The sequence below is a fragment of the Pseudomonas viridiflava genome (genome assembly GCF_900602065.1).
GTDB lineage: Bacteria > Pseudomonadota > Gammaproteobacteria > Pseudomonadales > Pseudomonadaceae > Aquipseudomonas.
The window spans coordinates 68,848-89,272 of the sequence record NZ_UWFN01000310.1 but is presented as its reverse complement, the minus strand read 5'-3'; the positions used below and the strand labels follow the sequence as shown (position 1 = coordinate 89,272).

17 protein-coding genes and 2 pseudogenes are annotated in these 20,425 nt (G+C 57.4%); 11 read left to right on the top strand and 8 right to left on the bottom strand.

The features are described 5' to 3' along the window. Positions 1-191: 191 nt before the first annotated feature. Positions 192-1,610 (bottom strand): FAD/NAD(P)-binding protein, encoded by a 1,419-nt coding sequence (locus EE949_RS22870; RefSeq protein WP_122666364.1) that lies wholly within the window; start codon positions 1,608-1,610, stop codon positions 192-194. Between the two features lie 175 nt (positions 1,611-1,785). Beyond that, complete coding sequence (locus EE949_RS22860) at positions 1,786-2,349, bottom strand: helix-turn-helix domain-containing protein (protein WP_122666362.1); 564 nt, start codon at positions 2,347-2,349, stop codon at positions 1,786-1,788. 94 nt (positions 2,350-2,443) lie between these two features. Between EE949_RS22860 and EE949_RS22855 the strand changes: the two genes are divergently transcribed. The 7 genes from EE949_RS22855 (at position 2,444) to EE949_RS22825 (ending at position 9,610) form a co-directional block, all read left to right on the top strand. Continuing rightward, positions 2,444-3,367 carry a DMT family transporter gene (locus EE949_RS22855; RefSeq protein ID WP_122666361.1) on the top strand — a complete coding sequence of 308 codons (924 nt, stop codon included), beginning with the start codon at positions 2,444-2,446 and terminating at the stop codon, positions 3,365-3,367. A gap of 140 nt (positions 3,368-3,507) precedes the next feature. Next, positions 3,508-6,450, top strand: coding sequence for a monovalent cation/H+ antiporter subunit A (locus EE949_RS22850; RefSeq protein WP_122666360.1), 2,943 nt, complete (start codon positions 3,508-3,510; stop codon positions 6,448-6,450). After that, a complete protein-coding gene (locus tag EE949_RS22845; RefSeq protein ID WP_032628821.1) occupies positions 6,450-6,794 on the top strand; it encodes a Na+/H+ antiporter subunit C in 345 nt (114 codons plus the stop codon). The genes EE949_RS22850 and EE949_RS22845 overlap by 1 nt, the downstream gene beginning before the upstream one ends. Beyond that, complete coding sequence (locus EE949_RS22840) at positions 6,791-8,476, top strand: monovalent cation/H+ antiporter subunit D (RefSeq protein WP_122666359.1); 1,686 nt, start codon at positions 6,791-6,793, stop codon at positions 8,474-8,476. The genes EE949_RS22845 and EE949_RS22840 overlap by 4 nt, the downstream gene beginning before the upstream one ends. Then, positions 8,473-8,961 (top strand): Na+/H+ antiporter subunit E, encoded by a 489-nt coding sequence (locus tag EE949_RS22835; RefSeq protein ID WP_122666358.1) that lies wholly within the window; start codon positions 8,473-8,475, stop codon positions 8,959-8,961. The genes EE949_RS22840 and EE949_RS22835 overlap by 4 nt, the downstream gene beginning before the upstream one ends. Beyond that, positions 8,958-9,236: a K+/H+ antiporter subunit F gene (locus EE949_RS22830; RefSeq protein WP_122666357.1), complete on the top strand. Its 279-nt coding sequence runs from the start codon at positions 8,958-8,960 to the stop codon at positions 9,234-9,236. The genes EE949_RS22835 and EE949_RS22830 overlap by 4 nt, the downstream gene beginning before the upstream one ends. Next, complete coding sequence (locus EE949_RS22825; protein ID WP_122666356.1) at positions 9,233-9,610, top strand: Na+/H+ antiporter subunit G; 378 nt, start codon at positions 9,233-9,235, stop codon at positions 9,608-9,610. The genes EE949_RS22830 and EE949_RS22825 overlap by 4 nt, the downstream gene beginning before the upstream one ends. A gap of 15 nt (positions 9,611-9,625) precedes the next feature. Here the strand turns inward: EE949_RS22825 and EE949_RS22820 are convergent, their stop codons facing one another. Next, the gene (locus EE949_RS22820) at positions 9,626-10,093 is read right to left on the bottom strand and encodes a hypothetical protein (protein ID WP_122666617.1); all 468 of its coding nucleotides are present in this window, start codon (positions 10,091-10,093) and stop codon (positions 9,626-9,628) included. A gap of 486 nt (positions 10,094-10,579) precedes the next feature. Between EE949_RS22820 and EE949_RS22815 the strand changes: the two genes are divergently transcribed. Then, entirely contained in the window at positions 10,580-10,810 is a 231-nt protein-coding gene (locus EE949_RS22815; RefSeq protein ID WP_122666355.1) for a hypothetical protein, read from the top strand. Between the two features lie 100 nt (positions 10,811-10,910). Beyond that, positions 10,911-11,147: a DUF2789 family protein gene (locus tag EE949_RS22810; protein ID WP_122666354.1), complete on the top strand. Its 237-nt coding sequence runs from the start codon at positions 10,911-10,913 to the stop codon at positions 11,145-11,147. A 67-nt stretch (positions 11,148-11,214) separates the two neighbouring features. Here the strand turns inward: EE949_RS22810 and EE949_RS22805 are convergent, their stop codons facing one another. The 4 genes and pseudogenes from EE949_RS22805 to EE949_RS22790 form a co-directional block, all read right to left on the bottom strand. Continuing rightward, positions 11,215-12,687 carry a T6SS phospholipase effector Tle1-like catalytic domain-containing protein gene (locus EE949_RS22805; RefSeq protein ID WP_122666353.1) on the bottom strand — a complete coding sequence of 491 codons (1,473 nt, stop codon included), beginning with the start codon at positions 12,685-12,687 and terminating at the stop codon, positions 11,215-11,217. 237 nt (positions 12,688-12,924) lie between these two features. Then, positions 12,925-13,962 (bottom strand): annotated as a pseudogene (locus EE949_RS30370) (methyl-accepting chemotaxis protein); the annotation flags it as partial. A 902-nt stretch (positions 13,963-14,864) separates the two neighbouring features. Further along, positions 14,865-15,269, bottom strand: a complete 405-nt coding sequence (locus EE949_RS22795; RefSeq protein ID WP_122666351.1) for a TraR/DksA family transcriptional regulator — start codon at positions 15,267-15,269, stop codon at positions 14,865-14,867. A 376-nt stretch (positions 15,270-15,645) separates the two neighbouring features. Next, positions 15,646-16,677, bottom strand: coding sequence for a Gfo/Idh/MocA family protein (locus tag EE949_RS22790; protein ID WP_122666350.1), 1,032 nt, complete (start codon positions 16,675-16,677; stop codon positions 15,646-15,648). A gap of 227 nt (positions 16,678-16,904) precedes the next feature. On the opposite strand from EE949_RS22790, the pseudogene EE949_RS30365 reads away from it, so the two are divergent. Both EE949_RS30365 and EE949_RS30360 read left to right on the top strand, forming a co-directional pair. Beyond that, positions 16,905-17,678 (top strand): annotated as a pseudogene (locus EE949_RS30365) (PAS domain-containing protein); the annotation flags it as partial. A 51-nt stretch (positions 17,679-17,729) separates the two neighbouring features. Beyond that, positions 17,730-18,221 (top strand): methyl-accepting chemotaxis protein, encoded by a 492-nt coding sequence (locus tag EE949_RS30360; RefSeq protein ID WP_430735897.1) that lies wholly within the window; start codon positions 17,730-17,732, stop codon positions 18,219-18,221. Between the two features lie 267 nt (positions 18,222-18,488). Here the strand turns inward: EE949_RS30360 and EE949_RS22780 are convergent, their stop codons facing one another. Continuing rightward, positions 18,489-20,360, bottom strand: coding sequence for a SurA N-terminal domain-containing protein (locus tag EE949_RS22780; RefSeq protein ID WP_122666348.1), 1,872 nt, complete (start codon positions 20,358-20,360; stop codon positions 18,489-18,491). Positions 20,361-20,425 lie beyond the last annotated feature (65 nt).

Here is a 20,425-nt window from a genome sequence, read left to right as displayed (position 1 = left end):
CCGCCCCGACCTGACACCGCTGCAACAGACTTCCTCTGTTGAAGCGAGGCTTGCCCGCGAATCAGTCAGCACGGTATTTCAGAAACCAGCGTCATCGTTCTTCGCGGGCAAGCCTCGCTCCGGGTCATGAAGTTTCATGTGGGAGCCGGGCTTGGTCTGGGCCGCATCCGGACGATTTAGGCGACCAGATTTTAAGCCGAGCCGATTCCAGCCAATCGCACCGCCAACGCCTTGGCCTGCAGCGCCACATCGGTCACAGCCGTACTCTCCCACCATAACCCCCGCAATGGCGGCCCCATGGCGAACAGTCGTTCTGAAACCCGCCCCTGCGCATCCAGCACTGCCCCGCCATGGTCAGCAGCAATCCCCAGTGCTAGCGGACCGGGCTGGATCAAGCCTCGCAACAGCAGCTGTCGTGGCAACGGCCGGTCCACACGTCGCCAGTCGTATTCGATGCCCGTGGAATTGATCAGCGCATCCCCCACGACCGTTGAAAAATCAGCCTGACCACGGCGCCGGATACGAATCTGCAACTGACCTGTCGGCAAGACCTCAAACCCTTGCAGCGAAGCAGCCTGAATCTTCACCCGCCCTTCGTCGACCAATTGCGCCAGCAGCGCAGCGCTCAGCGGCGGCGATCGATGGTGATGGCTTTCCCACCACGGCCTTACGTGACGGACAAACTGACGACGCTGAACATCCGTGGCCTGGTTCCACAAACGGCCAATGTTCGCCCGCACGGTATCCAGAGGCGCTTGCCAGTCGATCCCGCTTTGCAACGCCAGCGCGCATTGTTCACGCACTTTGCGCAGCAGCTGCCGGGGGCTGCGGATGGCATGATCGGCTGCGAGAAAATCCGTCCAGGCGGGAGGCTGTCGCCGCACATGGGGCAGCAATCCATGCCGGGAAAATATCTCGACAGGCCCGCGATGCCCCGATTGTTGCAACGAGACCACGGCATCCACCATGGTCAGGCCTGAGCCAATAATCAGCACCCTGGCCTGCGGATCGAGTTGCTGCATGGCACTGACATCCCACGGATCGACAGCCGCAGCATTCAGCCCGCTGGACTCCCGTTGCGGGGTGCGGGCGGCGGCGTACATGCCCGTAGCCAGCACGGCAAAATGCCCGCGCAAGGACTGCCCGTCGGCAAGGCTCACACTCACGTCCCGCTCATTCACTTCCAGATCGACCACTTCACCGCGCACATGCTCGACACTTGAACCGTGAGGTGCGCCCACCACCCGAGCCTCAGCCAGTCGCTGCTGCACATACAAGCCAAAGATCCCCCGAGGCGGAAACAGCTCAGCCACCGACACATCCTGCTCACGGGACTCAGGCCAGCCACCGTCAGCGATGAATTGCGTCAGCCACTGGGTCAGGTCATCGGCGTTGTCAGGGTCAACGCTCATGCGTGCCGCGTTACCGTTAAGGGTATGCCCCAACTCTGTGGCGCTGTAAGCCTCGCCCCTGCCAAGTTCGTGACGCGTTTCGATAATCGAAATACGTCGACTGCCCGGCAGGCGCAGTAACTGGACGGCAAGCATGCTGCCGCTCAAGCCACCGCCAATGATCAGAATCTCAGCAGGTTGTTTGTCAGTGAAGCTCATGGATCCGGGTCGCCCTTCGAAAATGCCGCACTTGAGTCAATATCAACAGACAGACAATGCACAGCCCGTGCCCGCCGCCAGCACCGCGTATTTACGGAAGATCAGCCCCGCGGCCGACGCCGATAATTTGCAACAGGCAACACAGCTGTTGATTGACTGTTTCTCAGGCAACAGCTCATAACACCACGTTACGCACAAAGCGCACCCTGACCTGACCGTCATTGCGATAACTGTGAGCCTGGTTGCTGGCAAACATGAAAAACTCACCTGGCCCTACCGCCTGACTGCATTCAAGCAGGCTGACGGTCAGTTGGCCCTCAACGACATAGACCTGTTCGCTCCAGCCATCGGGATCGGCTTCAGACTGATAAGCCTCCCCCGGCTCCAGGCAAAACTCCCAGAGTTCCACCTCGCGCCTGGCAGTGGCCTTGGCCAACAGGATAGCGCGGCTGCCGGGTATCGAACCCGCCCAGGCCACTTCGTTGATACGACTGGGATCACGGTGCTCAGGAGCCTGAATCAAATCGCTGAACGCCACATTCAACGCTTCCGCGACACGATCCAGCGTCGCAAGGCTGACGTTTTTCTCGCCAGCCTCAATGGCCACCAGCATGCGGCGGCTGACCCCGGACTTCTCGGCCAGCGCGTTCTGACTCATGTCCTGCCCGTTACGCAGCCGTCGAACGTTCTGGCTGACGTGCTGCAGGACCGGGGCACGTTGCGAATTATCGTTGCTCAATATTTTATTCTCTCGAAACCATTGCGCAGTATACTGCCCAACTTTAAAACTCAGGTCGATGTATCAAGCAAGCCTGTCAACGCCAGTGAGAAGCATGAAGTCTACCTCTATCACGCCGCGCATCAGCAAAGCAGAAATCGTGTTGATCCTGATCACCCTGTTATGGGGCGGCACGTTTCTGATCGTACAGCACGCCATGACCGTCAGCGGCCCGATGTTTTTTGTAGGGCTGCGCTTTGCAGCGGCCGCAATCATCGTGGCGTTGTGCTCATTAAGCGTATTGCGCGGCCTGACCCTGCTTGAAGTAAAAGCAGGGGTCGCTATCGGAGCGGCGATCATGCTTGGCTATGGTTTGCAGACTATCGGTCTGCAAACCATTCCCAGCAGCCAGTCAGCCTTTATTACCGCGCTTTATGTACCTTTCGTACCGCTGTTGCAATGGTTGGTGCTGGGGCGTCGGCCGGGATTGATGCCCAGCGTAGGCATTGTGCTGGCATTTACTGGTCTGGTGCTTTTGTCCGGTCCTTCGGGTGCAACCCTGCAATTCAGCCCGGGGGAAATCGCGACGATTATCTGCGCCATAGCGGTGGCAGCTGAAATCATCATGATCAGCGCTTACGGTGGCAAGGTTGATGTACGCCGGGTCACCGTCGTGCAACTGGCAACCGCCTCTCTGCTGTCGTTCCTGATGATCGTGCCGACTGGCGAAGCCTTGCCGGACTTTTCCTGGATGCTGATCATCAGCGCTGTGGGCCTGGGAGCGATGAGCGCGGTCATTCAGGTGGCGATGAATTGGGCACAGAAAACCGTTTCTCCCACCCGTGCAACTGTGATCTACGCCGGTGAGCCGGTGTGGGCCGGTATTTTCGGCCGTCTGGCCGGTGAACGGTTGCCGGGGGTCGCCCTGCTTGGCGCAGCACTGATCGTGGCAGCGGTGATCGTCAGCGAAATGAAACGCCGAAGTAGACCCGAGGAAGAGCAGCAAGAGGCCGGGCAAACGTTTAAAGAAACAGATTGAACACCCGGCAAACCCGTCTATAAATAAAGCGAACTCAGCTTCTGCCTACAAGGTCTGTAGGATTCTGCGACACCTTGGCGTTTGGTGTTACACAGTCCAGCACGTATGATCCTTGACATTTCCCTGCAGATTAGAAGCCTATGTCCCTGATAGTTCTACTGCTTCTGCCTTTCATCGGCAGCTGTCTGGCGGCGTTTTTGCCGCATAACGCGCGTAATGCTGAATCCATTCTTGCCGGCCTGGTGGCCGTTACCGGTGCGATTCAGGTTGCCTTGTGGTACCCGCAGATCGTCGACGGCGGGGTGATACGCGAAGAATATTTCTGGTTACCCAGCCTGGGATTGAATTTCGTCCTGCGTATGGACGGCTTCGCTTGGATGTTCTCGATGCTGGTCCTTGGCATCGGCACCCTGGTTTCCCTGTACGCCCGTTACTACATGTCACCGGATGATCCGGTACCGCGCTTTTTCGCGTTCTTCCTGGCCTTCATGGGCGCGATGCTCGGCCTGGTGATTTCCGGCAATCTGATTCAGATCGTATTTTTCTGGGAACTGACCAGCCTCTTCTCATTCCTGTTGATTGGTTACTGGCACCACCGGGCAGACGCGCGACGCGGCGCCTATATGGCATTGATGGTCACTGGCGCAGGCGGACTGGCTTTGCTGGTAGGCGTCATGCTGCTCGGCCACGTGGTCGGCAGTTATGATCTGGACCGCGTGCTGGCCTCTGGCGACGCCATTCGTGCCCACGCGCTGTATCCGGTGCTGCTCACGCTGATCCTGATTGGCGCGCTGAGCAAAAGTGCGCAGTTCCCGTTCCATTTCTGGCTGCCCCATGCAATGGCCGCACCGACGCCGGTCTCCGCTTACCTGCACTCGGCAACCATGGTCAAAGCCGGAGTATTTTTGCTGGCACGTTTCTGGCCCGCCCTTTCAGGGAGCGAGCAGTGGTTCTGGATAGTCAGCGGCGCTGGCGCGTGCACCTTGATCATTGGCGCCTACTCGGCAATTTTCCAGAATGACCTCAAAGGCCTGCTGGCGTATTCCACCATCAGCCATCTCGGGCTGATCACTCTGCTGCTGGGCCTTAACAGTCCATTGGCGGCAGTGGCAGCGGTCTTCCACATCCTCAACCACGCCACGTTCAAAGCCTCGCTGTTCATGGCCGCAGGCATCATCGACCACGAGAGCGGGACGCGGGACATCCGCAAGCTGAGCGGCCTGATCACCCTGATCCCTTACACCGCGACGCTGGCGATGGTAGCCAGCGCCTCCATGGCAGGCGTGCCGCTGCTGAACGGCTTCCTGTCCAAGGAAATGTTTTTCGCTGAAACGGTATTCGTCAGCTCTTCCGCCTGGGTGGAGATGGCATTACCGGTGATTGCAACCATCGCCGGGGCTTTCAGCGTCGCCTATTCACTGCGCTTCACCGTGGATGTGTTCTTCGGCCCGAAAGCCACCGACCTGCCTCACACCCCCCATGAGCCACCCCGCTGGATGCGTGCGCCTGTAGAGTTTCTGGTAATCGCCTGCGTGATCGTCGGGATCTTCCCCGCTCAATCCGTAGCGCCATTACTGGCTGCCGCTGCACAACCGGTCGTGGGCGGTACGCTGCCTGAGTACAGCCTGGCTATCTGGCATGGCTGGAATGCGCCGATGATCATGAGCCTGATCGCCATGGCTGGCGGCGTTCTCCTGTACCTGCTGCTGCGTAAGCCATTCAAACAGAACCGTTTCACTGGCCCGCCGCTTGTGCAGCGCATGAACGGCAAGCGCTTCTTCGAGCGCTCGCTGGTGATCATGACTCGCTGGGCGCGGCGTTTCGAAGGCCGCATCAGCACCCGCCGCCTGCAACCGCAGTTGTTTATGGTGGTATTGGCAGCACTGATCGGCGGCTTCATCCCGATGTATTTCAGCGGTTTGACCTGGGGCGACCGGCCGAAAATTCCAGGTTCCGGCGTATTCGTCACGCTTTGGCTTATCGCTATTGCCTGTGCCCTGGGCGCAGCCTGGCAAGGTAAATATCACCGTCTTGCAGCGGTCATCATGGTCAGCGTCTGCGGACTGATGACCTGTGTCACCTTCGTCTGGTTCTCGGCACCCGATCTGGCCCTGACCCAACTGGTGGTTGAAGTGGTCACCTCGGTGCTGATCCTGCTAGGCCTGCGCTGGCTGCCACGACGTAATGAGAACGTTGCGCCGTCGGTCAGCAGCCGCGTCCGGGCCAGAACACGCCGGGTTCGCGACCTGATTCTTTCGGTACTGGTCGGCGGCGGCATGGCCTTGTTGTCTTACGCCATGCTGACCCGTGCAACGCCCAACACCATTTCCTCGTTTTACCTGAGCCGGGCCATTCCCGAGGGCGGCGGCAGTAACGTCGTCAACGTCATGCTGGTGGACTTCCGCGGCTTCGATACCTTCGGCGAAATTACCGTTCTGGCGGCGGTCGCATTGACCGTATTTGCCTTGCTGCGGCGCTTCCGCCCACCCAAGGAGAGTATCCCTCTACCCGCTCAGCAACGTTTGCTGGCACCGGATGTGGCGACTGATCTGGTCAACCCGCGCAGTGCCAGTGATACCGCTCTGGGCTTCATGATGGTGCCAGCGGTGCTCGTACGCTTGCTGCTGCCGATTGCGGTATTGGTATCGATGTACCTGTTCATGAGAGGGCACAACCAGCCGGGCGGCGGTTTTGTCGCGGGGCTGGTGATGTCCGTGGCGTTCATCCTGCAATACATGGTCGCCGGTACACAGTGGGTCGAGGCGCAAATGAGCCTGCGGCCGTTACGCTGGATGGGTACCGGGCTGCTGTTCGCGATCTGCACCGGGCTGGGGTCGATGTTCTTCGGCTACCCGTTCATGACCACTCACACCGCGCATCTGGACTTACCGTTGCTGGGCGACATCCACGTCGCGAGCGCGCTGTTTTTCGATGTTGGGGTCTATGCGGTCGTCGTCGGTTCGACCCTGCTGATTCTCACTGCACTGGCGCACCAGTCGGTACGTAGTCATCGTCCGACCTCGTTGCCAAAACCTGTGCCTACCCCCATCGCCGATATAGTGGCCACACAAGGAGCGTCCTGATGGAAGAAGTCATCGCCATTGCCATTGGTGTGCTGGCCGCCTCGGGCGTCTGGCTGATCCTGCGCCCACGGACTTTTCAGGTCGTCATGGGCCTTTGCCTGCTGTCCTATGGCGTCAATCTGTTCATCTTCAGCATGGGTAGCCTGTTCATCGGGCGTGAGCCCATCATCAAGGATGGCGTGCCTCAGGACCTGCTGCATTACACCGACCCGCTGCCTCAGGCGCTGGTGCTCACTGCCATCGTGATCAGCTTCGCGATGACCGCGCTGTTCCTGGTGTTGTTGCTGGCGTCCAGAGGGTTGACCGGTACCGACCACGTAGACGGCCGGGAGCCCAAAGAATGACGTTGATGAATCAACTGATCGTTGCACCGATTCTGCTGCCGTTGCTGACTGCTGCGATCATGCTCTGGCTTGGCGAGAAGCACCGCCCGCTCAAGGCGCGCATCAATCTGTTTTCGAGCATGCTGGGCCTGGCCATTTCTGTCACCTTGTTCATGTGGGTACAGAAAACCGGGACCACCGGTTCAATCGGTGTTTATCTGCCCGGTAACTGGGAAGTGCCGTTCGGCATTGTGCTGGTAGTCGATCACCTGTCGGCAATGATGCTGGTACTGACCGGGATTGTCGGGGTTTGCGCCCTGCTCTTCGCCCTCGCTCGCTGGGATCGGGCGGGCGCCAGTTTCCACGCCTTGTTCCAGATTCAATTGATGGGCCTGTACGGCGCGTTCCTCACCGCCGACCTGTTCAATCTCTTCGTGTTCTTTGAGGTGATGCTGGCGGCTTCCTACGGTTTGATGCTGCACGGCTCGGGCCGGGCCCGTGTCTCCGCGGGCCTGCATTACATTGCAATCAACTTGCTCGCCTCTTCGCTGTTCCTGATTGGTGCGGCGTTGATCTATGGCGTCACCGGTACCCTGAACATGGCTGACCTGGCCATCAAGATCCCCCAGGTGCCAGAAGCCGATCTAGGGCTGCTGCACGCCGGTGCTGCCATTCTCGCGGTGGCGTTCCTGACCAAGGCTGGCATGTGGCCGCTGAACTTCTGGCTGGTGCCCGCCTACTCCTCCGCCAGCGCTCCCGTGGCGGCGATCTTCGCGATCATGACCAAGGTGGGCATCTACACGCTGTTGCGGCTCTGGACCTTGCTGTTTTCGGTGCAGGCGGGGCCTTCTGCATTCTTTGGCGGCGACTGGCTGATTTATGGCGGCATGGCGACGATCCTTACCGCAGCCGTTGCGATCATTGCCGCACAACGCCTTGAGCGCATGGCCGCGCTGAGCATCCTCGTGTCGGCCGGGATTCTGCTCTCGGCCATTGGCTTCGCTCAACCCAGCCTGACCGCTGGCGCGCTGTTCTACATGGTCAGCTCGACTCTGGCACTGAGCGCCATGTTCCTGCTCGCCGAACTCATCGAACGCTCGCGCTCAGCCAATGAGCTGCCGCTGGAAGACGATGCCGATCAGTTGCCGCGCACCGTGGAGTCATTGAACCCACCGCCAGGCACCAACCTTGATGACCAGCAGAAAGCCGTGGTCGGTCAGGTTATTCCGATGACAGTGGCCTTTATCGGTTTGAGTTTCATTGCTTGCGCCTTGCTAATCATCGGCATGCCACCGCTTTCGGGGTTCATCGGTAAACTCACCCTGCTCAGCGCGCTGCTCAACCCTCTGGGACTGGATGTCGCACAGGACGAGACGATCTCTAATCAAGGCTGGCTGCTGGTGAGCTTGCTGATTTTCTCTGGCCTTGCTTCGCTGCTGGCCTTTTCCCGGGTCGGCATTCAGCGTTTCTGGACACCTCAGGAGCGCCCTTCGCCGCTGTTGCGTCGCTATGAGTGCCTGCCAATCGTGATCCTGCTGGGTTTGTGCATTACGCTGACGTTCCAGGCCGAGCCGTTACTGCGCTACACCCAGGACACAGCCGCGGCGCTGCATGAGCCCAAACAGTACATCCAATCGGTAATGGCCACGCGGCCGCTGCCAGGGCCGGTCAGCGACACTGGAATATCGGCGGTGCAGCCATGAAGCGCTACTTCCCTGCCCCGTGGTTGTCCCTGGCACTGGCTATCCTGTGGCTGGTAATGAACCTGTCGATCAGCCCCGGCAACCTGATTCTCGCGGTCGTGCTGGGTTTCCTCGCGCCCTTGCTGATGTCCCCGCTTCGCCCGCTGCCGGTGAGCATCAAGCGGCCGGGCACTATCTTCAAGCTGTTTCTCCTGGTGGGACGTGATGTCATTGTCTCTAACCTCGCAGTCGGCTGGACCGTCTGGAATGCCCGTCGAAACCCGCCACGCTCAGCTTTTGTAAAAGTCCCGCTGGACCTGCATGACGCGAACGGGCTGGCCGCACTGGCCATGATCACCACGGTGGTTCCCGGGACAGTCTGGTCTGAACTCGCACTGGATCGCAGCGTACTGCTCATGCATGTGTTCGATCTGGAGGATGAAGCGCAGTTTATCGAGCACTTCAAAACCACTTACGAGCGCCCGTTGATGGAGATTTTCCAATGAGTGCCTTGCTCGGCAACGCCATTCTGGTCAGTTTGTTCATCTTTGCCCTGGCCATGGTCCTGACGCTCCTGCGCCTGTTCAAGGGCCCTTCAGCCCAGGACCGGGTGCTGGCGCTGGATTATCTGTACATCATTGCCATGTTGATGATGCTGGTCCTGGGCATCCGCTATGCCAGTGACACTTACTTCGAAGCCGCACTGCTGATTGCGCTGTTTGGCTTTGTCGGCTCGTTTGCCCTGGCCAAATTCCTGCTGCGTGGAGAAGTCATCGAATGAACTCGACAGTGGTATTGCCCTTCTGGGTCGAGATTCTCACTGCTCTGCTACTGATTGCCAGCAGCCTGTTCGCGCTGACCGGAGCAATGGGGCTGCTTCGCATGAAAGACTTTTTTCAGCGCATGCATCCCCCTGCGCTGGCTTCAACGCTGGGCGCATGGTGCGTGGCACTGGCCTCGATCGTGTACTTTTCGGCGCTCAAATCAGAACCGGTCATCCATGCCTGGCTAATCCCGGTGCTACTGGCGATTACCGTCCCGGTCACCACCCTGCTGCTCGCCCGCACCGGCCTTTTTCGCAAGCGAATGGCAGGGGACGACGTGCCTCCGGAAGTCAGCAGTGGTGGTCGACAGGGTGACTCCAGCGGCAGCTGAATAGCTGCCGGTGCTTTACTCGCTGGCTTTGAACGTCAGTTCGCCTTTGCGCCACTTAGCCGCTTTGGTGGTCGCAGCCTTCAGGGTCTTGGTCAGTCCGCCCTGCAATTGCTCATGGGCTGCAAACACCATCAATACACCCTGACCTTCCTTGAACACGATGCCGTGCCCTTCAGGGATGTCGACATAGGCATATTCGCCCAGGCCGTAAACCGTCAGTTTGATCTCGCGAAATTTGATCTCAAACTTGCCGCCTTCACGGCTAGGCAATACAGCCGCGCGAAAGTGATCCCCGACCTTCAGCTCAAGCCGCGGCTTGTCGTCGACTACCAGTGCCGTCTCAGTATCGATTTCAGCAATGTAAATGCCTTCAGCCGACTGCTCGCAGACATAAACAAAACGGGACTGGAACTGTTTTACCAACTGCGCCCGCAGATCACCAAGCACGAACAGCGCGTGTGTCTCCAGATTACTTACTGCCAAAGTTAAAACCCCCAACTTGAAAATGATCCCGCCCGAACACAATCGGACGATCAGAAAAAGCTACCGCTACCTGGATGTAGCGCATCAGACGGGCAGTTCCCTTGCGTTTTCTTGCAGCAATTACAGCCACATCACACCGCCAACCCGAAGCCCGGGGTGCCTGTGCAGAGAACGTCGACGATACCGAAAGCGCGAGAAGCGCTGGCATTCGGGTGATTCTACCGGGTGCAGACGCCTGCCGCCTATATCCGTTTTATGCATATCGGCAGATGCAGTCAATTCGTACAACATGAAGAGCATCATGTACCGCCTGCCAATGCAATTTCCTACTCTTGTCTTATGCCTGGCTGACAGTCGTTTCCTGCTCTTGGCGACTAAATGCCGCCGCGAACGTCAACAAATGCCATACTCGGTCACATCAAGACATCTGGCCCGACATGTATGTGTCCAGCCAGAAGCGAGTCGTCATCCATGGGAAGGTAATAAGTGACTGAATTTGATATTGGCGAGTTTTTCATCTGGGGCGAATCCAGAGAAGTAGAAGGTGAGTTTCAAGCCGTGATTGTCATGCGCGCCAAACAGGCTTCGAACGTTATCTCTTACCACCAGGTGGAAAAAGACCGCTGGTTCAAAACTGCAGACCTCGCGGCGACGGCAGCTCAGGAATCAGCCCGAGAGCTGAAAAGCGCGGTTGATGCCGGCGCGCTGAACGCTTAACGCTATTGCTTCGAACTCTTGGGTCATGGATGCGCTCAGATGCTTTACGCAGCATCAAGCGTGCAACCGTAGATCGGGTCAAGCCCGCCGAGGAGATGACATGGAACTGGATACACCTACGCTAGCCACCCTGTTCGAACAACTGGGACTGGATTCGGATCAGGAAAGCATCGACGCCTTTGTTGATGAACATGGTCCGCTGCCTGACGACGTGAAGGTCTCTGAAGCGGACTTCTGGACCCGTCAACAAGGTGATTTCCTCAAGGAAAAATTGTTGCGGGATGACGATTGGGCTCCGATTGTCGATGAGTTGAACGCCCTGCTTCACACCAAGTAATAGTGTCCAGGTACAGCGGCTCCGGGAATCCGGAGCCGCTGTACATCACAGATCTCAATTCATGTGACTAGCCTCGTCCCTCCTGATTTGGATAACGCACTCGACCACCACTCTGCGGCGCATGCACGAAAAGTGCATCGTTGAACTTGTGGCGGCTATCGATCAACGCATCCCAATGCGCAGAGCGGTGTATGTAGCGATAACGCAACATTTGCTCCTCACTGGCATCGAGCGAGTAGGCAGCCCCACGCGCATAGGCAATCAGCTTGTGTGCGATGCCCTGCAGCTCTGGAAGAATCATGAAGTCCAGAGAAGCCGGAACCGGATTGAACGGAACGCCGTGATCACAGGCCAGAGCGTGCATGATACGGAGATGGACCCTGGCGAGATGTCCGAATACCTGTCGCTGCAGGCACACCGCAGCCATTACCGCCTTGCCCCCGCCTTTGTTGTATCCGGCTTTGGTTGGGCGCTCCTTGCAGGTTATCGACAACATGGCATCGGGGTCGCGGGGGTCGACCAATAGCGCTCGATCCATTCCCTTCATGTCTGCATGTGCCTGCTGCCAGGCCTGAGTCGATTCCTTTGGGGTGTCGCTGCCCACAAAACTCCAGAGTGGACGCGTCAACAGCACACGCTCAAGCATTTGCGGATGATAGCCGCCGCCAATATCCGAGTGGGCACCTGGCAGCACAATCTCCTTCGGCCAATCAGGCATGACGCTATTAAGTGCGAAGTTACGCCTTTCTTCGTCGCGAGCCACCAGATGCAACACCTGCTCGGCACAGCCAGGCGGTAGATAGAGGTTTACTTTGTCGTTGTGCGCATCTCCCAGATTTCCCATATCCCGAATGCTGCCGACAGCCGCGACCGTGTCAAAGAGGCCGATCACTTTCATCCTGATACTGCCGCTGTGCCAGGAAAAGCCAGGAACCAATGGCACGCTACGGCGGTTGAGCACAGGCTCCAGCGCCCCCTTATCCCGCTTGAGCACTTCGTTGGCAAAATGCCGGGCTGCGGCAGCTCCCCGACTGAAACCAAAGACATCCAGTTCCAGCGCACTGATGGAGCAACCAGGGTTGTGCTGCGAGAATGACGACAGAAGCGCACTCAGTTTCTCGACACCTCGCGCAACTTTAGCGATAACTCCAGTCCTGCCGCGACCGAAACTCTGACCAGGCCAAACTGAATCACGCCCGCCTGACAGAGTGCCTATGCCACTTACATAAATCGGCCAATACACTTTCAGGCCATCCCCAAGATTGCTCGCGACAGGACGACTGCTGTAGAGGTCAGCCAATTTGGCAATATTACTTAAATCATTACTGTAACTACTGGCCGGATCACTGTGCCGACCGCCACACTCTGCAATATGTTTTCCCCCTTGAATTTCATTCATTGACCGGCAATCAGCGCCGATCTGGCTATTGCTGCGGTTGTTTCCTGTTCCGTCGAAGAAAAGCCCCACACGCACCGTCACGCCTAATGTCGAGACACCGGACGCATCCTGCGTAGTTAATACATTCCTTGTATTTTTCATTTCCTATCCACCTGTTGGCGCAGCCGATAGTCAAGCTGCGTTTCAATCAATTGATCCTCTTGATATAAACAGCTTGCTGATGGATAGGTTTTAGTCAACTCAGTTACATAACTTTCAGAAACGCCCTACATACTTTAAGGCAGAAAACAATAAAGCCTTACAATAAATCTTGATTCGATAGCCGATAGATACCTTGTCGCCCTCTTATTATCGGCGCTAAGTTTTGACTCGTCCTGATCAGGAACGCGTGGCCAGGACACCTTGCGGTTTGTAACCCAAGCGCAGTCCACCCCAGTGACGCCCCTTGACCATGACCGGTACCGACAGGTCATGCATCAGCTCGCCTGTATCCCGGGTGTAGGTCTGCAGCAATACCGCCTGTTGGTGACTGCCACAGCGGATGCCCGTGCGATCATCGAATTTGCGCTTGCTGCGGCTATGTACGGTATCCACCAGTACGTCACCGGTCATCGGCTGGCTGAAGGCCTTGTTGTGAGTGGGCACATAGCCCTGAGGCGTACACGCAATGACAAATACCAGGCCATCATGGCGCGCCAGGATGGGTTCCTGGATCCCAGGCAGAACCTGATCGGTGTAGCGGTCGAAACGCGTCTGAAACTTGGCGGGCCGAGTATTGGGGACCGGCTGATAATTGCGGTCGAACAAATCTTCCAGTGTGATCCGGTTTTCGTCGATATCGGCCTCGAACCTGGCCGCGATCTGACTCGCCCCCTCGCGAGCCAGGTCATAGATCCGCTGGTGATAGTCATCCAGACCGACCTCAGCCAGCCGCTCACTGATAGTCTCGGCCTGCCCCTCCATCTGCACAGCGGCTTCAGCCAGGTTGCGCGTCTGCTCGTCACTCACCGCCAGATCGCTGCGCATCTGCTGTACCGCAACGAACAAGCTGGATAACTGCTGCTGGTTGGTTTCTGCGCCCTGAGCGATCTCGCCCACCTGAGATTCGACTCCCGCAGCCAACCGGGCAATGTTTTCCAGATGCTGTCCGGTGAGCTCGACCTGATCGACGCCACTGTCCAGGTCAGATGACAACTGGCGAATCTGCTCAACGACCTGATCGGTGCGCTGCTGGATGTCGGCGACCATCTGCCCGACCTCCTCGGTCGCGCTCGCGGTTCGCCCGGCCAGCCCACGTACTTCATCAGCGACTACGGCAAACCCCCGCCCGTGCTCGCCAGCCCGGGCCGCCTCAATGGCGGCGTTAAGCGCGAGCAGATTGGTCTGGCTGGCGATTGACTGAATAACCAGCGTAACGCGCTGAATATCCTCACTGCGCTGGCTTAGCTCCTCAATTAGCTGGCGGCTGCCCACCGCTCGCTTGCTGAGCGAGTGCATACGCGTAATGGACTCACCCAGTACGCTTCGCCCTGCCTCGCTGCTCTGTCGGGTCTCAATGGACGCAGAAAGCGCCAACTGGCTGAGTTGAGCCGTTTGCTGCTCGGTCGCAATCATGACGTCAGCACTGGAAACAATCTTTTCCGCAGCGCCCAACTGCGACTGCAGTTTGCTGGCCAGTTGTTTAACGGAAAACGCAACGCCCGCGGCCGACAACGCGTTATGACTGGTCGAGCGCGACAAGTCACGCGTCAGGCGGTTGATTTCAGCACGCGGGTCTTGCTCGACATCAGCCACGGAGGCGCCAGAGAAAAAGCGCGGTAGCCAAATGAACAGCAGGGCGAGAGGGACCGCCAGGTACACGGAAATATCTACAAAACCCATGGCGATCAACAGGCATGCCAACGCGACACTCTGCAAGACAGGCACCCACCATGCACGTCGTGAGACGCCCTTCGCTTTCCCGGGCGGGATCTCACGCGTTGTAGTGACCACAGCTCCATTTGCGACCATGTGCGATACCCCGTCATGCTTATCATTATTTTGTTTGCATTAGACGCCAGATAAAGGCTTTTCGCCATGAATCGTTAGTTGTAATGCAACAAGCACGCTAATGCCGGATCAGCAACCGATACAAGGCTGCGAATCGCGCAAGGAACAAAGACAAGGGGGCGTCAAACCGAATGCGGGCAGGATCAGAATTATCTGGAGGATTTAACGCTCAAGATCCGTTGATTTCCAGAGCTAGCCAGGAAGGGTGGGAATCAGAGAGGGAGAAACAGGCGGCGGGACCGTGTGCGGGCCCCGCCTGCCCTGCTTGATCAGGCTTGACGCTGATGCTTGTCGATCTGCTCGTGGCGCTCTTGCGCTTCGATGCAATACTTGGTGGTCGGGCTGATCAACAGACGTTTGAGGCCGATAGGCTCACCGCTGTCGTCACACCAGCCAAAGCTGTCGTCGGCAATGCGCGTCAAAGCCATTTCCAGCTGTGGAAGCATACGTTGATCACGATCGATCACATTCACCAGCCAGTGACGCTCTTCTTCAACTGAAGCGGCATCGGCAGGATCGGCAGGCGTATCCAGGCTCTCGATAGCAATGCGACTCTGCTCGATGCGCTCGTGGATTTCAACCTTCATACCCTGCAACAGCTCGACGAAGAAAGCATGCTGTTCGGCATTCATGTAGTCATCGGCCGGCATGGCCAGCAACTTTTCCTTTGTCATTGATTTCTCTATAAAAAAAACGTGCATTAAGGCGAATTAAGGAGCGGCTCTGCGTTGCCGTAAAAGCGCCATAGTCTCCAAGCGCCACCTGGCACTCAATTTACGAGGGGCGGCAGTCTAAGGCCGCCTTGGGCAGTCGGCAACTCATTTGCTAAACAAGCACCAATTAGCCGACAAATAAACGTCAGCCATCACCGCCTATCATTAATCCGGCACAGCAAAAAGGGCCCGGATTGGCCCTTTAGCAGCGTTTCGACAGCGTTGTACCCATCTCGTGCGAGCGGCGGCGCCCTGAATGGATGCCACAGCCCAAATGTTTTCCGAATATAAGCGCCAAAGCCCCCAAAGGTAAAGCCATTCGCCATATAAGCAGGGATCAGGCTGAGTGTTGCAACTTCACGACCCGACCCTCAAGGGCGCTCAACCGTGCGGCATCGAGCACTCTCGTCGAGTCAATCGCATCATGCGGGTTGACCGGATTATCGCCATCACCCGCCAAAGCGGACTGCAAGTGGCGATAAAATTCTGGCCAGCACCCGCGCTCAGTGGGCACCTGCTGACGCTGCTCACCCTGTGTCAGCCAACCCCAGCGATGCTTTTCCTCAACGCCCCACTGCTCGCCTTCCGACCGTGGTGTCAGTCCCGCAAGCGCGGCGTCTTCCTGACAGTCAAGCCCTTCAACGGTGTAGCAGCCTTGGGAGCCGCTAACCCGGAACCTGGGCCCCGCAGCGTTCTGCAAACAACTGCCCCAGAGATGTGAAACAACGCCATTTTCATGCGTCAGGGAAACGAAAAACTGGTGATCGAAAGGCTGATCAGGCGCTGAGAAATTCAGCTCGGCATAAACCCTCGCCACTGGCCCGAACAGCACCAGCGCCTGATCCACCAGATGACTGCCCAGATCACGCAGCATGCCGCCACCCGCAGCCTTGCCCACGGATTTAGGCGAATAGCGTTCAACGCGAGACTCGAAACGGGAAACCTCGCCTAGCACCCCGTCGGCGATTAACTTGCGCACGGTCAGAAAATCCGAATCCCAGCGCCGGTTCTGATAAACGCTGAGCATGACCCCCTTATGCTCCGCAGCCTCGACCAACGCACAAGCCTGCGCAGCATCAGCGGCGAAGGGCTTGTCGCTGACCACCGCCACGCCCAGCTCGATCGCCTCCCGAATCAGCGCTGGCCTGGAGGCCATAGGGGTAGAAATCGCCACCGCATCCACGCCTGCGGCGACCAGATCAGCCAAGCTATTAAAGGCCCGCACCTCGGGATGATCCTGAGCAAGCTCTTGTCGGCGCTCGGGGGAACGAGTGACCACTCCCACGAACATTGCATCCGGCAGACTGGCGATGAGCGGCGCATGGAAGTAACGGCCACCCTTGCCATAGCCAACCAAACCGATACGCATACGGATCTCCTTCTAATTGCGGTGCGACCACCTTAAACGAATGAGACTCGTGGTCAACCGGGCAAATACTTATACAAAAAACAGTTTTCGTATAATTATTTGTACAAATATGCCGAATGCCATTTATGATGGCGTTGACGCGAATGGATGAGCATGGGGGGCACAACAGCGCCCTTCTGACCACGGATAAGGATCATAAATAGAATGTCCTTACCGAGGCTGCCCCCATGCTATTCAATACTGCCAAGAAAGAATTGTTAGCCCTTCAGCAAATCATCGATCGCCAAGCGAGCCTGCTCAAGGCCATCGATCGCTCAATGGCAGTTATTGAATTTGATACCAGCGGCAGGGTGCTAAATGCCAACGACAACTTCCTGAAGACCATGCACTGCCGGGCCGATGACGTGATTGGCCAGGAGCACAAGCGCTTTTGCACCCCCATCTACGCACAGAGTGCCGAATACCAGCTGCTCTGGTCGCGGCTACGTGCTGGTGAGTTCGTTTCGGGCACCTTCCTCCGGGTATCGGGTGATGGCTTGCAGATCTGGTTAGAGGCCAGCTACAACCCGATCAGGGACGAAGCAGGCAACGTCACGAAGATCGTCAAGTACGCTATGGATGTCACAGAAAAAGTAGAGGCTGAAAGCGAGACCAGAAGCAAACTCTCTGCGCTGGACCGAGCCATGGGCGTTATCGAGTTCGACCTGAACGGTCAGATCCTGTGCGCAAACGATAATCTGACGCGCCTGCTCGGCTACAAAGCGGCCGATCTCATCGGTAAGAATCACCGCATGCTATGCCCGCCCGAGCTGATCAATAGCAGTGAATACCGTGATTTCTGGCAGCAGTTAAACCGCGGTGAGTTTTTCAACGGACAATTCAAACGAGTCGGTCGACACGGCAATGTTATATGGCTTGAGGCCAGCTATAACCCGGTCTATGACGCCAATGGCAAGCTGTTCAAGGTGGTCAAGTTTGCTTCGGATATCACGTCCCGTGTTGAACAGCACGAACGCGACGCCAGCAGTGCCGCACAGGCGTACCACCTGTCCGTGGAAACGCAGACCGTCACTGAGCAAGGGACTCAGGTCATTCATCAGGCCGCCAGCGAGATGCGCCAGATATCGTCGAGTATCGAAGCGTCGTCGCGAATCATCTCTCAACTGGGAGAGCGCTCCGAGCAGATCACGACCATCGTCAATACGATTCGCAGCATTGCCGAGCAAACCAATCTGCTGGCGCTCAACGCAGCCATTGAGGCCGCCCGTGCCGGTGATCAGGGTCGGGGCTTCGCGGTGGTAGCAGATGAGGTTCGGCAACTGGCAGGACGCACCAGCCGCTCCACCGCCGAGATTTCAGAAATGATCGGCATGATTCAGACTGAAACCCAGCAAGCCATTACCAGCATGGACCACACCCGCAACAACGCCATCAAAGGCGTGGAGCTCGCAGATCAGGCTGGCGCCGTGATTGTGCGGATCAGCGAAGGCACGAGTAACGCTGTAGATGCTGTGAGGGCTTTTGCGCAGGATGCCAAGCGCTGACATCCCACTATTCGCGGTGGGTGGCGGTTTCTATCAAACAAAATAACGGTTACTGATATTAAACGCGCTTTCTGTAGGAGCTGCCGAAGGCTGCGAAGCATTTATCCTGACTTGCCGCCATCGCAGCCTTCGGCAGCTCCTTCACGTCAGATGCCTGCCGCAAGACAGATCGGCGCCACAGGTAAATGGGCAGCCCTTACAGAAAATCCTCCAGATAAAAAAAGGCCGCTCAATGAGCGGCCTTTTTATTAGCACACGATCAAACCATCAGAAGCGTTCGATCTTCGCCTTGCTTTCCAGCTGCGCACGATAAGCAGCGAAATCCTGCTGACCGGCACGCGAAGCCAGGAAGCGACGGTACTGGGATTTCTCCGCATCCGTCGCCGGAGCAGCCTCATTGACGCCATTGAGGCGCACAATCACGAAGCTGCCATCTGCCAGCGAAAGGCTGGTGAACTCAGGCTTGTCCTTACCTTCAGGCTTGGGCATGCGGAACAGCGCTTGTAGCACGGTTGGATCAACGCCTTCCTGACCACGAGTGACCGCTTCCATCACCTTCCAGCTATGGCCATCCTGCTTGGCAGCGAGAGGCGTCTTGCCGTCGCGCAGGCCAGCCAAAAGCGCTTCGCCTTTGGCCTTGACTGCTTCAGCAGCGTGATCCCTGACCAGCTTGGCGCGAATGGCGGTAGCAACAGCCTCCAGAGGCAGTTGTTCCGGCATGCGATGCTCTTTGGAGCGAACCACCAGCACGGTTTCAGGATCCAGTTCCAGCGCGTTGCTGTTGGAGCCCTCTTCAAGCACCTCAGGACTGAAAGCCGCCTGAATGACTGCACGGTTGGCAGTCAGACCTTCGCCGCCTTCACGACCAAATGGCGCAGTCGTCTGCACTTTCAGACCCAGATCCTGCGCAGGCTGAGCCAGATCGGAGGCTTCGAACGCCGAATCTTCGAGCTGCTTGGTAGCCTCGACGAAACGCTGCTCGACCTGCTGAGATTTCAGATCGTTGGTCAGCTTGCCTTTGAGACTGGCGAAGCTCGGCACCGATGGTGCTTCAACACCCAGCAGCTTGATCAAATGCCAACCGAAATCACTGCGAACCGGCGCCGACACCTGGTCTTTGTTCAGCGCATACAGCGCATCTTCAAAGGCCGGGTCGTAGACACCCTTGCCTGCATAACCCAGATCACCGCCTTTGGACGCCGAACCCGGGTCCTGCGAGAACTCCTTGGCCAGCGCGGCGAAGTCTTCGCCCTTGGCCAGACGCTGTTGAATTTCTTCAATCTTCGCCTTGGCCTGCTCGTCAGTCATCTTGTCGTTCACATCAATCAGGATGTGCGCGCCACGGCGCTGCTCGGCAAGATTAGCGATTTCCTTCTGGTAAGCCGCCTGCAAATCTTCGTCCTTGACCTGCACCTTGTCGAAGAAGTCAGACTTCTTCAGCTCGATGTAATCAAGTACCACTTGCTCTGGGCTCATGAACTCTTTGGCGTGCTCGTCGTAGTGCGCCTTGACTTCATCGTCAGTCACTTTGACGGCCGAGGTATCAGCGGTCAGGGTGATCGAAGCAAAATCACGGGTCTGCTTTTCCAGACGGGCAAATGCGTCAACCTGAGCATCGGTAACAAATGCGCTACCGGCAACACCGGCACGAACCTGACCAATCAGCATTTCCTGGGCCAGCATCTGGCGGAACTGCAACCGGGTGAAGCCCAACTGACGGATGACCTGGTCAAAACGGTCAGCATTGAACTTGCCGTCAACCTGGAATTCAGGCGTCTGCAAAATCTGCTGATCCAGAGCAGCTTCCGAGAAGGAGAACTTCGCCTTGTCAGCACCTTGAAGCAACAGCTTGCGATCGACGAGGCCTTTCAATGCCGAATCATGAAGCATTTTTTCATCGAGCAGAGCAGGATCGAAATCCTTGCCCAGCTGCTGCACCAGCTGACGCCGTTGCATATCGATCGCCTGGCTCAGCTCGGTCTTGGTGATCTCGTCACCGTTGACCTTGGCAGCATCCTGAGCGGTACTGGTTGCGGTAAAAATCGCATCGAATCCGGTCAACGCCATCAATGCGATGATGATTCCGATGATGGTCTTGGCAATCCAGCCTTGTGAATTGTCCCTGATGTTCTGCAGCATGCGTCCCCCAAAACGGTTGTACTGACTAACCAACCGCGGAGCGTGGGTAGAAAGCGGATAGAAGA